Origin of the sequence: Klebsiella sp. ME-303 (genome assembly GCF_007910085.1) — a bacterium.
In the GTDB taxonomy this organism is placed as follows: domain Bacteria; phylum Pseudomonadota; class Gammaproteobacteria; order Enterobacterales; family Enterobacteriaceae; genus Klebsiella; species Klebsiella michiganensis.
In genome coordinates, this window is record NZ_VOJB01000061.1 from 168308 (window position 1) to 182746 (window position 14439).

The 14439-nt window shown below is 52.7% G+C and carries 14 protein-coding genes; 7 read left to right on the forward strand and 7 right to left on the reverse strand.

All coding sequences use genetic code 11. The features are described from left to right. Window positions 1–194 precede the first annotated feature (194 nt). Together FQK12_RS06275 and FQK12_RS06280 are read left to right on the forward strand one after the other, a co-directional pair. Complete coding sequence (locus FQK12_RS06275; protein ID WP_014229510.1) at window positions 195–3302, forward strand: beta-galactosidase; 3108 nt, start codon at window positions 195–197, stop codon at window positions 3300–3302. Between the two features lie 55 nt (window positions 3303–3357). Next, window positions 3358–4608, forward strand: coding sequence for an MFS transporter (locus tag FQK12_RS06280; RefSeq protein WP_014229511.1), 1251 nt, complete (start codon window positions 3358–3360; stop codon window positions 4606–4608). Window positions 4609–4681: 73 nt separating this feature from the next. Here FQK12_RS06280 and FQK12_RS06285 read toward each other — a convergent pair whose 3' ends face one another. The 3 genes from FQK12_RS06285 to FQK12_RS06295 all read right to left on the reverse strand — a co-directional run bounded on the left by FQK12_RS06285 (window position 4682) and on the right by FQK12_RS06295 (window position 6416). Then, on the reverse strand, window positions 4682–5770 hold the full coding sequence (locus FQK12_RS06285) for an AAA family ATPase (RefSeq protein WP_014229512.1): 1089 nt from the start codon (window positions 5768–5770) through the stop codon (window positions 4682–4684). A 102-nt stretch (window positions 5771–5872) separates the two neighbouring features. Further along, window positions 5873–6133, reverse strand: a complete 261-nt coding sequence (locus FQK12_RS06290) for a hypothetical protein (RefSeq protein ID WP_014229513.1) — start codon at window positions 6131–6133, stop codon at window positions 5873–5875. Window positions 6134–6161: 28 nt separating this feature from the next. After that, complete coding sequence (locus FQK12_RS06295) at window positions 6162–6416, reverse strand: hypothetical protein (protein WP_014229514.1); 255 nt, start codon at window positions 6414–6416, stop codon at window positions 6162–6164. 382 nt (window positions 6417–6798) lie between these two features. Here FQK12_RS06295 and FQK12_RS06300 point away from each other — a divergent pair, with 382 nt between their 5' ends. Beyond that, complete coding sequence (locus FQK12_RS06300; RefSeq protein ID WP_004851233.1) at window positions 6799–7071, forward strand: YqjD family protein; 273 nt, start codon at window positions 6799–6801, stop codon at window positions 7069–7071. A gap of 62 nt (window positions 7072–7133) precedes the next feature. Here the strand turns inward: FQK12_RS06300 and FQK12_RS06305 are convergent, their stop codons facing one another. Continuing rightward, window positions 7134–7445: a hypothetical protein gene (locus tag FQK12_RS06305; RefSeq protein ID WP_014229515.1), complete on the reverse strand. Its 312-nt coding sequence runs from the start codon at window positions 7443–7445 to the stop codon at window positions 7134–7136. A 162-nt stretch (window positions 7446–7607) separates the two neighbouring features. Here FQK12_RS06305 and FQK12_RS06310 point away from each other — a divergent pair, with 162 nt between their 5' ends. From FQK12_RS06310 to FQK12_RS06320, 3 genes are all read left to right on the forward strand, one after another. Further along, window positions 7608–8147 carry a DUF2058 domain-containing protein gene (locus FQK12_RS06310; RefSeq protein ID WP_014229516.1) on the forward strand — a complete coding sequence of 180 codons (540 nt, stop codon included), beginning with the start codon at window positions 7608–7610 and terminating at the stop codon, window positions 8145–8147. 114 nt (window positions 8148–8261) lie between these two features. Beyond that, window positions 8262–8738 (forward strand): cold-shock protein, encoded by a 477-nt coding sequence (locus FQK12_RS06315; protein WP_004851238.1) that lies wholly within the window; start codon window positions 8262–8264, stop codon window positions 8736–8738. 572 nt (window positions 8739–9310) lie between these two features. Then, entirely contained in the window at window positions 9311–9931 is a 621-nt protein-coding gene (locus FQK12_RS06320; RefSeq protein WP_014229517.1) for a hypothetical protein, read from the forward strand. 618 nt (window positions 9932–10549) lie between these two features. On the opposite strand, the gene FQK12_RS06330 is transcribed toward FQK12_RS06320, so the two are convergent. Further along, window positions 10550–10849 carry a hypothetical protein gene (locus FQK12_RS06330; RefSeq protein ID WP_125932922.1) on the reverse strand — a complete coding sequence of 100 codons (300 nt, stop codon included), beginning with the start codon at window positions 10847–10849 and terminating at the stop codon, window positions 10550–10552. A gap of 386 nt (window positions 10850–11235) precedes the next feature. Between FQK12_RS06330 and FQK12_RS06335 the strand changes: the two genes are divergently transcribed. After that, the gene (locus FQK12_RS06335; RefSeq protein ID WP_014229519.1) at window positions 11236–11865 is read left to right on the forward strand and encodes a helix-turn-helix transcriptional regulator; all 630 of its coding nucleotides are present in this window, start codon (window positions 11236–11238) and stop codon (window positions 11863–11865) included. Here the strand turns inward: FQK12_RS06335 and FQK12_RS27970 are convergent. Together FQK12_RS27970 and dcp are read right to left on the reverse strand one after the other, a co-directional pair. Next, window positions 11858–12049 (reverse strand): small membrane protein, encoded by a 192-nt coding sequence (locus FQK12_RS27970; RefSeq protein WP_368856263.1) that lies wholly within the window; start codon window positions 12047–12049, stop codon window positions 11858–11860. The two genes, FQK12_RS06335 and FQK12_RS27970, sit on opposite strands and share 8 nt — an antisense overlap. Window positions 12050–12354: 305 nt before the next feature. Further along, window positions 12355–14397 carry a peptidyl-dipeptidase Dcp gene (gene dcp, locus FQK12_RS06345; RefSeq protein ID WP_014229522.1) on the reverse strand — a complete coding sequence of 681 codons (2043 nt, stop codon included), beginning with the start codon at window positions 14395–14397 and terminating at the stop codon, window positions 12355–12357. Window positions 14398–14439 lie beyond the last annotated feature (42 nt).

Genomic DNA, 14439 nt, shown 5'->3' on the forward strand with positions numbered 1-14439 from the left:
TGAATTAAAACCTCAATGTCGTCCGCTAACATTTTATGTTTAAAAGACGACAAAAATCAGCTGTTTTTCCAGCTTTTCGTGATCGCCAGTGGGTTTCATTTTCGCCAATATTGCGGCTATAGCGAAAATAACTGATAACAAAATTATATTGTCTAGCGAATGACATTTTTATCACTTATCCGTCAGGAATACGTATGCAACAACACGACTCTCATTCCGCCGCAGCAGCAACGTTCCATCAGATTCTCGCCCGCGAAGACTGGCAGAACCAGACCATTACCCATCTCAACCGTTTACCGGCCCACCCGACTTTCGCCAGCTGGCGCGATACCGACGCGGCGCGGAAAAACCAGCCCTCGGCGTTCCGCCGCCGGCTTGATGGCCAGTGGCAGTTCTCCTGGGCCCGCAGCCCGTTTGACGTGGATGCCCGCTGGCTGGAAGACGATCTGCCGGACAGCCGCAGTACGCCGGTGCCGTCAAACTGGCAAATGGAAGGCTACGACGCTCCGATCTACACCAACGTCCGCTACCCGATCGACACTACGCCGCCGCGCGTACCTGAGGAGAATCCGACCGGCTGCTACTCGCTGACGTTCAGCGTCGATGAGAGCTGGCGAACCGACGGCCAGACGCAGATTATCTTCGACGGCGTTAATTCGGCTTTCCATCTGTGGTGCAACGGCGAATGGGTCGGTTATTCGCAGGACAGTCGCCTGCCCGCGGCTTTCGATCTCTCGCCCTACCTTCAGCCGGGCGATAACCGCATCTGCGTGATGGTGATGCGCTGGAGCGCGGGTACCTGGCTTGAAGACCAGGATATGTGGCGCATGAGCGGCATCTTCCGTTCGGTCTGGCTGCTGAACAAACCGACCCTCCACCTCTGCGACGTTCAGCTTACGCCGCAGCTTGATGCGCTCTACCGGGATGCCGAGCTGCTGGTGAATTTAAGCGTCGCCGCGCCGGTCGCGCTGCTGGAGGCGCTGACGGTGAAGATCGAACTGTGGGATGACGATCGTCTGGTCGCCAGCCACCAGCAGTTGCCGGGTTCGCCGATTATCGATGAGCGCGGAAGCTATGCCGAACGCGCGGCGATTCGTCTGCCGGTAGAGCGACCGGCGCTGTGGAGCGCGGAAACGCCAAACTGCTATCGGGCGGTGGTGTCCCTGTGCCGCGGCGATGAAACGATCGAGGCTGAAGCCTGGGATATCGGCTTTCGCCGGGTTGAAATCAAAAACGGCCTGCTGCTGTTAAACGGCAAACCGCTGCTGATCCGCGGCGTCAACCGTCACGAGCACCATCACCAGCGCGGCCAGGTGGTGACCGAAGAGGATATGGTGCAGGACATCCTGCTGATGAAGCAGAACAACTTTAACGCCGTGCGCTGCTCGCATTATCCAAACACCCCGCGCTGGTACGAGCTGTGCAATCGCTATGGCCTGTACGTCGTTGACGAAGCCAATATTGAAACCCACGGCATGGTGCCGATGAATCGTCTTTCCGACGATCCGGCCTGGCTGCCGGCCTTCAGCGCCCGCGTCAGCCGGATGTTGCAAAGCAATCGCAACCACCCGTCGATTATTATCTGGTCGCTGGGGAACGAATCCGGCGGCGGCGGCAACCATGAAGCGATGTATCACTGGCTGAAGCGCAACGATCCCTCCCGCCCGGTGCAGTACGAGGGCGGAGGCGCCGACAGCACCACCACCGATATTATCTGTCCGATGTACGCCCGCGTTGAGCGCGATCAGCGGATTCCGACGGTGCCGAAATGGGGGATCAAAAAGTGGATCAGTCTGCCGGGCGAGCAGCGCCCGCTGATCCTCTGCGAATACGCCCACGCGATGGGCAACAGCCTCGGCAACTTTGCTGATTACTGGCAGGCCTTCCGCGACTATCCGCGCCTGCAGGGCGGGTTTATCTGGGACTGGGCGGATCAGGCCATCAGCAAAACCTTCGACGACGGCAGCGTCGGCTGGGCCTACGGCGGTGATTTTGGCGATACGCCGAACGATCGCCAGTTCTGTATGAACGGCCTGGTCTTCCCCGACCGCCGCCCGCACCCTTCATTAATTGAAGCGAAACACGCGCAGCAGTACTTCCAGTTTACCCTGCTTGCGCAATCCCCGCTGCGTATCAGCATCAGCAGCGAATATCTGTTCCGCGCCACCGATAACGAAGCGCTGCGCTGGCAGGTCCAGGCCGCCGGAGAAACCTTTGCCGAGGGTCAAGTGAAGCTTGAGCTGAGCCCTGAAGGCCAGGGCGAGCTGACGCTGTGCGATGCGCTGACGCTGCCCGTGGGCGCCGAAGCGGTGTGGCTGACGCTGGAGGTTGTCCAGCCGCAGGCCACCGCCTGGTCCGACGCCGGGCATCGCGTCGCCTGGCAGCAGTTCCCGCTCGCCGCCCCGCTGGCGCTGCGCCGGCCTTCCCCCGTCGGCACGGCGCCAGCGCTGGAGAGCAGCGACGCGGCCTGGACCGTACGCAGCGGCTCGCAGCAATGGACTATCGACCGGGAGAGCGGCCTGCTGACCCACTGGCAGGTAGAGGGTGTGGAACAGCTGCTGACGCCGCTGCGCGACCAGTTTGTGCGCGCCCCGCTGGATAACGATATCGGCGTCAGCGAAGTGGAGCGCATCGACCCCAACGCCTGGGTTGAACGCTGGAAGAGCGCCGGGCTCTACGGCCTCAGCGCCCGCTGCGTACAGTGCGACGCCCAGCGCCTGGCCCATGAAGTGGTTATCGATAGCCGCTGGCACTATCTGCGCGGCGACGAAGTGGTGATTGTCAGCCACTGGCGGATGACGTTTGATGGCGAAGGCAAGCTGCATCTGGCGGTCAATGGCGAACGCGCCGGCACCCTGCCGCCTCTGCCGCGCATCGGGCTGAATTTCCAGGTTCCGGACCAGCATCAACCGGTTTCCTGGCTCGGCTACGGCCCGCATGAAAACTATCCGGACCGCCGCACCAGCGCCTGTTTCTCCCGCTGGCAGCTGCCGCTGGAAGAGATGACCACACCGTACATTTTCCCGACGGAAAACGGCCTGCGCTGCGATAACAAAGCGCTGGACTGGGGGCGCTGGCACGTCGCGGGCGATTTCCACTTCTCCGTACAGCCCTACAGCACCGAGCAGTTAATGGAGACCGATCACTGGCACAGGATGAAGCCGGAAAACGGCGTCTGGATCGCGCTCGATGCTCAACACATGGGCATCGGCGGCGATGACTCCTGGACACCCAGCGTACTACAGCAATGGCTGCTGCTTGAGACACAATGGCAATATCAGTTAACGATTCATTTCCAATAATAATCGGGGGCGCCAGCCCCCAACCTTACAGGCATAATAATATGGAATATTCACAATGAAACTCTCTGAACTCGCGCCACGAGAACGGCATAATTTTATATATTTCATGCTGTTCTTTTTCTTCTACTATTTCATTATGTCAGCCTACTTCCCCTTCTTCCCGGTGTGGCTGGCGGAAGTAAACCATTTAACCAAAACCGAAACGGGGATCGTCTTCTCCTCCATTTCGCTATTCGCGATAATTTTCCAGCCGGTGTTTGGCCTGATTTCCGATAAGCTCGGCCTGCGCAAACATCTGCTGTGGACGATTACGATTTTATTAATCCTGTTTGCCCCGTTCTTTATTTTTGTTTTCTCTCCGCTGCTGCAGATGAATATCATCGCGGGCGCGCTGGTGGGCGGGATCTATCTGGGGATCGTCTTCTCCAGCGGCTCCGGGGCGGTAGAAGCCTATATTGAACGCGTCAGCCGCGCCAACCGTTTTGAATACGGTAAAGTGCGCGTCTCCGGCTGCGTCGGCTGGGCGCTGTGCGCCTCGATCACCGGCATTCTGTTTAGTATCGACCCCAATATTACCTTCTGGATCGCCTCCGGCTTCGCGCTGATCCTCGGCGTGCTGCTGTGGGTCTCGAAGCCGGAAAGCAGCAATAGCGCCGAGGTTATCGACGCCCTGGGCGCCAACCGTCAGGCTTTCTCCATGCGCACCGCCGCCGAGCTCTTGCGGATGCCGCGCTTCTGGGGCTTTATTATTTATGTCGTTGGCGTCGCCAGCGTCTATGACGTTTTCGACCAGCAGTTCGCCAACTTTTTTAAAGGCTTCTTCGCCAGCCCGCAGCGCGGCACCGAAGTGTTTGGCTTCGTGACCACCGGTGGGGAATTACTCAATGCGCTGATCATGTTCTGCGCGCCGGCAATTATTAACCGAATTGGCGCCAAGAATGCCCTGTTAATAGCTGGGGTAATTATGTCAGTCCGAATTTTAGGCTCCTCTTTCGCGACCTCGGCGGTGGAAGTGATTATATTAAAAATGCTGCATATGTTTGAGATCCCTTTCCTGCTGGTTGGCACCTTTAAATATATCTCGTCGGCATTTAACCCAAAACTTTCGGCGACGCTGTTCCTGATCGGCTTTAATTTATCGAAACAGCTGTCGGGCGTTGTGCTCTCGGCGTGGGTAGGACGGATGTATGATACCGTCGGCTTCCATCAGGCTTATCTGATCCTGGGCTGTATTACCCTGAGCTTTACCGTCATTTCGCTGTTTACCCTGAAAGGCAGCAAAACCCTGCTCCCGGCCGCAGCATAACGCCAGGCCGCCGGAAACCCTCCGGCGGCGCGTCGGCAATACACCGTTAAGACGCCGGGTAAGGCTGTTGCCGCTAGCCGGCGATCCGCGTTTCCCCGTCGCTATTTTCCAGCCCGTAAAGGCGCGCTTCCGCCATCGATGAAATCAGCTCAGCCAGCTCGGTGGAGTGGCTGGTTAACCAGATTTGGCTATAGCGGGACGCTTCGACAATCAGCCGGGCCAGCGCCGGGAACATCTGGCGATGCAGGCTGTTTTCCGGCTCGTTAATGGCCAGAAATGCCGGAGGGCGCGGGCTTAATAGCGCCACCGCCAGGCACAGGAAGCGCAGCGTGCCGTCGGACATTTCCGCCGCCAGTAAAGGCCGCCAGACGCCGTTACGGCGCATCTTCATCGAGAAACGCGAGTTTTCGTTTTCACAATAAAAGGTACACGCCGGGAACGCTTCGCCGAGGATCTCATGCAGCAGCTCTTCGGCGCCGATTTCCACGATGGTCTGAAAGGCGGCGGCGAGGTTGTGCCCATCGCTGTCGAGCACCGGCGAGCGGTAGCCTACCGTCGGGTGTCGCAGCGGTGAGAGTCTGCCAATATTGAATTCGTGATAAAAGCGCCAGTGGCGCATGGTTTCCCTGACCCGCGAGACCTCCGGAAAACGGTGCGGCTCGCCCAGTTGGCCAAAAATCGATTCATTCTCGTAAATGGCGTCGGTAAAAGTACTCTTTTCGCCATTCACATCCACCAGGAACGCCGCCTGGTTTTTACGTTCCAGCACGCGCGATGAAGGACGTCGGGAAAATCCCGCCAGCCAGATCGACTCCTCTTTAACGATTGGATCCAGCTGAAACTGGGTAGGATAAGGCAGCTTTTCCGGAAAACCCACCTGCAGCTGGTAGTCAAACTCGTCGGTCAGACAGCCAATCTGCAGCCGCCGCGGAAAGCGGTCGGTCGGCGCGCCTGGCCCGGACCACATAATGTTTTCCAGCCCGCCCTCATCGCTGATATAGCCGGAAAACTTCCCGTCGGCGCAGGCGGTTAACAGGTGGATGGCTTTATAGATATTGGATTTACCGCAGCCGTTGGGGCCAAAGACGATATTCAGCGCACCGAGTTCCAGCTCAATATCCCTGACCGATCTGAAATTTTTTATCCGGATATGGTTAATCATAGATTCCCGAAACTGATAAAAGCGTTTGGCGCTACTGTATCGGATGCGAAAGGAAAACAAAACAGGCGCGGACCGGACGACTGCTTGCCGCCCGGCTCCGGCTTAGCTGAAGAGTTTTTTCATGCCGCGGGTCAGCGCGACTCTTTTGAGTTTGTCCGTATCCTCATGGCTCTCGTTGAAAACGCCGAAAAAATAGCGTTCATCGTCGATAGTCTGCGATACGATTCTGTAGCTCAGCGGCTGGCCGGATTTCGCGCCGTACTGCGCAGGCGTCACGGAAATCTCCGTCGCGTTATCGGCAACGCTAACCATCAGGCCGTCGCCCTTCCCTCCAACCAGCATCACCTTAATTAACGGGTGCACCATGTCCCTCCCGGGTTGAGGTCAATGATTAATTTTCGATGGCCGCAGGCTGACAGTTGGCCGTTGCGCCGCCGTGGCCGGACTTGTCTTTAGCGGAGGCCGGCTGAGCGCCCTCTTTACCAACAACGGGCGGTAACGGCACGCCTTCTTTGTCCACCGCAGGCGACGCCTTCTGGCAGGTCGCCGTTTTCGTGGCCTCTGCGCTCCAGACTGGGGTTTGCAGACTCAGGATCGCCACGGGAGCAAGCAGCAACGTGTTCTTCAGTACTTTCTTATAGTTCATACCGGCCTTGAGTAAAAAAATTTCTTTCTTATGCTGAGCTAAGCGCTGATTATTAGGAGTAAAAGCTGACAAATGATGAAGGAAAAAAGAGGAATTGTGAACATCAATAGTTCTTATTTATGAATTGCTGCCTTTCCTGCCCCCGCGCCCGACGGATCTTATATCTAAGAATTACCTTAATCAATTGAAATGACGGCAATCCCCCCATTCTGGTGACGTTTTTTTTTCGCCAGAGTGTAGCACTTTTGTGGCAGAAACTGCAGCCTGGTTTATATCCCGGACGTTGTGGAAAATTCCTGGAGTGAGGCTCGCCGACGGCTGAGCATTTGTACTTCGCTTGTTAGCCACTAGACTTAAATAAGTCAAACGAAAGGAGACTCCCATGTCATCACAAGAGTATGAAAACGACGCGCAGAATCTGGCGGACAAAGTGAGCAACAAAGTCAATGAATTCGCCGGGGAAGCCCAGCAGCAATTTGGTGATGCGGTTGATTCGCCTAAACATCAGCTAAAAGGCGCGGCCCGTAAGTACGCCGCTCAGGCGTCGGATGCCGTTTCAGAGGTCTCCGAGCGCGTAAGGGAAAATCCGCTGACCGGGCTGCTGGCGGCCGGCGCTATCGGGCTGGTGATTGGTTTACTGGCGGGACGGAAATAACCCATTCTAAGGCCCTTCGGGCCTTAATTTTTTGCCTCCGGCGCGCTTATGCTAACGCTGACTCAAATCGCCACGACTTCAGCTACGTCAAACTGAAAAACGTAAGGGTCGGACAACAGGTGGAATTGCTCATCATCCGCATAGGTCACTGCGACATGATACGCTTCACCGGCAAAGGCGATGACCGCATCCAGATTGTGCCAGTACGTTGCCAGGAAGAAGTGTTCCCACTCCCCCTGCGTTTCCCGTCTGACAAATGCCCCCGCGTTGCCGCTGATGCCCTGGGAATGCTGTACGCCTGTCGCCTGCAAATGAACCGCAAACGCATCGCCAAACTCAACGGGAACACAACCATGCCAGGTTCTGACAATCATCTCTACACCTCATAAAAAATCAATAAAGATGCATTTATAGCAAACAAATGGCGATAATAGTGATTTTTTATGCAATTGCTTTATGCGCATCATACCGCCTGGTACATCCCGGACATTTGCAGGTATAATCTCACTCATTATTCAGCGGATTCAGACACGAAGATGACAAAACTCACCTTACAAGAACAAATGCTTAAAGCCGGGTTAGTGACCAGCAAAAAAATGGCCAAAGTTCAGAGAACGGCGAAAAAGTCCCGCGTTCAGGCTCGCGAAGCCAGAGAAGCAGTGGAAGAGAATAAAAAAGCGCAGCTTGAGCGAGATAAGCAGCTTAGCGAGCAGCAAAAGCAGGCGGCGCTCTCGAAAGAGTATAAAGCGCAGGTTAAGCAGCTTATTGAAATGAATAAAATCGATATTTCAAAAGGCAATATTGATTTTAACTTCACGGATAACAACTTCATTAAAAAAATCGCCGTGGATAAACCCACCCAGGCACAGCTGATTAGCGGCCGTCTCGCCATTGCGCGTCTGGCCGGCGATAACGACGGCGAGAGCAAATACGCGATTATCCCGGCAAGCGTCGCCGATAAAATCGCCCAGCGCGACGCCAGCAGCATTGTCTTAAACAGCGCGCTAAGTGCGGAAGAGCAGGACGAAGACGATCCGTATGCTGATTTTAAAGTTCCCGATGATTTAATGTGGTAAGCAATGCGGGCCTGCGCAGACCGGCGATTCAGGCCTGGTCTGCGCAGGCGTTGTGCTTTACACTGCGCGCGGCAAAAATTGAGTAGATAAACGATTAACCAGGCGGTAACGGCGATGAACGGAACGATCACAACGTGGTTTAAAGATAAAGGTTTTGGATTTATCAAAGATGAAAACGGCGATAATCGCTATTTTCATGTGATTAAGGTTGCCAACCCTGAACTCATTAAAAAAGATGCAGCAGTCACTTTCGAACCCACCACCAATAACAAGGGTTTGTCAGCCTATGCGGTAAAAGTCCTGCCGGAAAGCAAATATATCTATATTGCAGGCGAGCGGATTAAGCTTACATCGATCAAATCTTTCCTGGTGTACAGCGAGGAAGAGCCCGCCGATGCCCGCATCGACAAAGAGAATGCGGTCCTTTCCGTAGGCCTGTTGATGGGAAACATCAGGCCAAAATCCACCGCTAAGCCTGGCGAAATGCGCTCGGTGAAAAAGCTGGCCATTACCACCTTCCAGGGAACCACCCTCATCTTTTCGGAAGATGAGATAGACATTGAGGCCACGGTAAAACTGCTTAAGGTGTGAAAGCGTATGGCTCAACAAACCGGGCTCTGCGCCCGGTTTGGGAGTGATGACAAACCTGTTTAAACATCTTCCCCGGATCTTCACCGGGTGGCGGCTGACGCCTTACCCGGCCTGCCAATACCAGAGTCACAACCTGCCGCGCAATTTCTTTGGACTCGTGCAAGCGAAGCACCGTTGGGTAATTCCAGCCGTTCTGTTCTTATCCGCAATGGGACGCCGGGATCTGCGTCCTTTATTAACCAGATAATTTTCCCTCCCTCAGCCAATATCCACCTGCCTCTCGGTTTATTCCAGTCGCGCTCGCGTTATGCCCGTAAAACATGACGCAAAATACGCTAATCCGCGTTAGCTGTTAAAAAGGTTATTATTACCCTAAATAATTCGAGTTGCAGGACAAGGTACTCGTGCCTTGAACAGCGCTTACGCTGGCCCCAAGGGGCGAAGCCGCAGGCCGAGTAACAAAGCCAACGCACAGGCAACTTGAAGTATAACGGGTATATACCGCACAAAGTGAACAGCATTTACATCATCGTCATTTATCCTGTTAGCCGTAAACAAAATGGGTGATATTAATGACTGTATTTAAAAGCTTGCTCTTCTTTCTTGGCGCGGCTTCTGCCTGCGCATTCGTGGTATTGTGCCTTTGGGTCGATATCCACTTTTGGGATTATAATATTTCTGAATTATCACTCACCGAAATTGTACAGGAGCTGGTTTTAACGGCCATCGTTTTTATTCATTTTCGGCTTGCGAAGCAGTATAACGCCATGCGCTACTGTCATATTCTTGTTGGCGGCTTTTTCCTTGCCATGCTCATTCGTGAGCTGGACGCCCTTTTTGATCTTATTTCTCACGGCAGTTGGCTGTGGTTTGCGCTGACTGCAGCCCTGTTAGCCTTAATTTATCCACTTATCCATTATCGTCAAACCCTGGCACAGCTGGCGCAATATACCCGTACACCCTGGTACGGCGTATTAATCAGCGGCCTGTTGGCTATTCTGGTCTTCTCTCGGCTCTTCGGCATGCAGGGCTTATGGCATGCAATTCTCAATGATGGATATGTCAGAGTGGTAAAAAATGTCGTCGAAGAAGGCTGCGAATCATTTGGCTATATGCTTTGTCTCACCGCCTCTTTTGGCCATTATCGTAATTTTCGCGGAACCTGGGGCAGACATCATATTGAGCCCCGTTGATACCCTGTTTTCATTTGCCTTGCGCACGGTGATGAGTGAGGTAAGTCCTAAAATGTTCCCGGCGGTAAACGCTTTGTTGGTTTTGCCCAAAGCGCGAGGCTAAAATTTTGCCGCTATGGTACTGCCTCCATAGCACATTGCTCACCTGCAGCTCTTGCATACGGTTTGCAGGTGAGCAGCCTTATCCGCAGTAAAATTTACTTATTCACATTTTATCCGCTGATTTCTTGATATATCGGCGATCCGTTCCATAATGAAGTCTACGCACATCGCGCCCTTCTTTAGGGGATACGCCAGTAGCAGCACTTTTGGACATGACCGCTTCTGCAGCTAGCCCCCATCCGGCTTGATCATCGACATCTCTCAGAACAGAGTTTTTGGATGTTATTCAATAGCTTTTTCCTGTGAAGTCAGAAACGCGTTTTCTCAAAAAAATCTTGAAATGAGGATTTAAGCCCATGAAATATGTATAGTTACCTTGATATAGAAAAAATCAAAGCCAATCTTGAGTGGATTGTTAATCAATCTTCAGCAAACTCTGAGATGCCCTCCGTTTCCGATCGCAAAACAATCTACAGCCTTCTGGAGCTCATACAGACCTATGACGGACTGCTGGAGTTAATTGCCCAATACGGAATTACCGTAGTCGATAAGGAAATCATCGAAGGCTTGTCCCTTACAGAAAGGTTTATCGCTAAGGTCAAATCGAATGCGAATGCATTTTAGCCATGCCCTGGCACCGCGGTTTTCCAGCATCAGTTCACTCTTAACAGCGCGCTCGCGCCACTGGCGATAAAGCGCAGTTAAATCAAAACCCGTGCCGCGAGACAAAATGGCCTCGCGGAAGCGCTGGCCCTGTTCGTGGGTTAAACCGCCCTGCTCAACGCGTCCCGGATAGCTACGCGGTGGAAGTATCAAATCAACGGCATGCATGCCGTTAAATGACGAATAGCGTCTCGCCCTATGATTCAATGGACGCCGCTAAAGATTAGCTTTGGATGCTATATTCATAATGATTTTCTGAATGATTGCCATTAATTAATAAAAACCGTGAATGCAAATTAATAGTGGCATAACAAATCTTGGCATTTAGTGCGATTAAAAATGCTGAAAAACAAACAAATCACCTACACAAAGTACTGATTTGGCTGCGAATTTTTATTAAAAAGTAAATCTGTTCTTTCTTAAAACCTATTGCCATTATATTAAATAAGAAATATCCTAATCTCATCAGGCGTTACTTAAATAAAACATCATACGGCGGTCGAAATTTTTTCCTCCGTCTTTTTAAAAATAAGAAAATCATGCTAAAAATCGCCATCATTACCAAAAACATTTATTTAGAAAAGGCCATAGAGGAACTTACCCAAGAAATTTCCAGCACCAAAGGCATAGGCGACCTTTGTTTCCAAAGAAACAACATACAAGATCACCTCACAAAACCAGACATAATTTTTACTGAGATGGAGGTTGGCGAGTATTTATTATGTCAGGAAATGAAAAAATACAAATCAGAGTGTCCAGCGGTGGTAATTTTCACCAAAAAAGAAATAACGTTTAATCCTTGCCTGCTGCCTTTATGCGTTCAAAATGCTGTCATTTTATTTCATAAAAACAGCCTTGAAACAATCAAAAAAAACCTGTCTATTCTCTTTGATGAATTTATCGCGGGCGATAAGAAACGTATAACGATAGAGAAGAATCGCTGTTTAAAATGCCCGCATCAGTCATTGAGTCGTTCGCAACTAAAAATCATTAATGCCATAAATCTTGGCCTTAACAATAATGAAACAGCAAAAAACCTGGGCATCGATCACAGAACCGTATACTCCCATAAATTGCGAATAATGAAGAAATTCCAGTTAGAAAACAACCAGGAGCTTATCAGATTCTCTTCCATCGTTATGAGAAGAACATCTCTCTATTTTAATTGAATTTCATACGCTTGCTTTTAAAACTCAACTTTTGCTTTTTTCTGTCTTTAAAATACGAAAATCCAGAAATCAGTGAAACCAGCAATAAAAAAACCGCGAATACCAGAAGCAATATATTAGCCATACTCAATCCGTTCAATAAAAGATATGCAAGAGATAAGACAGATGATAGAGTGAAAAACATTCACAGAGCAAGTTCGCTTATTAAATTTAAGAAATCCATGCAACAATGTAAGTAAACTCCTAATATTGCAAGGAAGCTATATTTAATATATTAATATTATTTTTCGCTAAAAAACACTTTATGCCGGGCTTCATGTTTTTATGCAAAAGTGGCCAGCGCGTCGATGCACGGGATTACCATAACAGGACAAACCATTCCGAGGGCGCTAAATTGGGCGGAGACGTTTTGCAGAGTTTGGGGAAGGAAAAATTGGATAAAAAACCGGGCGCTGCGCCCGGTCTTCTTCTACTCGTCAAAACGCGCGACTAGCTCAGCCCGCGGTTTTCCAGCATCGGTTCAATCTGCGGATCGTGTCCGCGCCACTGGCGATAAAGTTCAGCTAAATCAGTGCTATTGCCGCGAGACAAAATCGCTTCACGGAAGCGCTGGCCGTTTTCACGGGTTAAACCACCCTGCTCAACAAACCACTGGTAGCCGTCATCGGCCAGCATCTGCGTCCACAGATAGGCGTAATAGCCTGCCGCGTAGCCGCCGCCGAAGATATGCGAAAAGTAGCTGCTACGATAGCGCGGCGGCACGGCGGCCAGATCCATATTCTCCGCACGCAGGGACGCGGCTTCAAACGCATCAACATCGTCCGGGAGTTTATCCTCCCTCACGCTATGCCAGTGCATATCCAGCAGCGCCGCTGCGAGCAGTTCGCTCATGTCGTAGCCTTTATTAAACTTCGCCGCGCGGAACATGCTGTCGCGCAGCGCGGCCGGCATGATTTCCCCGGTTTGATGATGCCGCGCATAGTGGGCAAATACCTGCGGCTCGCTGGCCCAGTGTTCATAAATCTGTGAAGGAAACTCAACAAAATCGCGCGGCGTATTGGTTCCCGACAGGCTGGCATACTTCTGGCTGGCAAACAGGCCGTGCAGGGTATGCCCAAATTCGTGAAATAAGGTGATGACCTCATCCCAGGAAAGCAGCGCGCTATGTCCGGCTTTGGGTTTCTGGTAGTTACAGACGTTATAAATTACCGGATGCTGCGCACGCAGGGTGGATTGTTCAACAAATACGCCCATCCACGCCCCGCCGCTTTTGCTGTCCCGCGAGAAGTAGTCGCCGTAGAACAGCGCAATTCCCTCTCCGTTAGCGTCGATAATTTCCCATACCTGCACGTCCGGATGATAAACCGGAATATCGAATCGCTCGACAAAGCGAATACCGAACAGCTGTGTCGCCGTCCAGAACACGCCGTCGCGCAGGACGCGGTCGAGGGCAAAATAGGGCTTGAGCTGCGCTTCATCGATGGCAAATTTCGCCCTGCGCACCTGCTCGGCGTAATAGAGCCAGTCCCACGCCGCCGCGCGGAAATCACCGCCTTCATTATCAATAACTTGCTGAATATCCGCCAGCTCCTGCTCGGCCCGCGCCTTCGCCGCCGGAGCGATTCGCCGCATAAAGGCAAACGCCTCTGCCGGATCGCCCGCCATCTGATCGGCCATTGACCAGCTGGCGAAGTCATCAGCGCCCAGCAGCTGCGCTTTGCGCGCGCGGAGCTCCGCTAGCCGCAGTACCAGCTCGCGAGTGTCATTCGCATCGCCCTTCTGATTTCGCGTCCAGCCTGCTGCAAACAGATTCTCTCGCGTCTGCCGGTCCTGCAGCGAAACCAGCGCGGGCTGCTGGGTTGTATTGAGTAAAGGCAGCAGCCAGCGCCCACCTAATCCCTTCTCCTGCGCGGCTTCTGCCGCTGCGCTTATTTCATCGTCGCTAAGCCCCGCGAGCTGATGAGCGTAATCCACCACCAGACCGCCAGATTTTACCGCCGCCAGCAGGCGCTGCTGAAACTGGCTTTGCAGCGCTGCCGCTTCGGTATTCAGCGCGCGAAGCGCCGCTTTTTGATCGTCCGCAAGCGTGGCTCCCGCAAGGGTAAAGCGTTGCCAGGTCACCTCCAGCAGACGTCGGGATTCGGCGTCAAGGGAGAGCGACTCTCGCCGCTCCCACACCTGCTTCACGCGTTGAAAAAGGGCATCGTTGAGCCAGATATCATTCGCCAGTTCCGCCAGCTCAGAGGAAAACTGCTCATCAAGCGCCTGAATGGCCGGATTGGTCTCCGCGCCCGCCATAGCGAAGAAGACGTTGGTTACCCGAGCCAGCAGCTGGCCGCTCTGTTCCAGGGCTTCCAGCGTGTTGGCAAAATCAGCCGGCTGCGGGTTATTCGCGATAGCGGCAATCTCTGCGCGCTGGCGACGAACGCCCTCGTCGAAGGCCGGACGGTAATGACTCACGTCAATCAAATCGAAACGCGGCGCCTGATAAGGCAGCAGACTGACGCTAAAAAAAGGATTGTTCTCCGACATCTTCATCTCCTGAACACGATTATTCTGTAAGATTAGGCAACT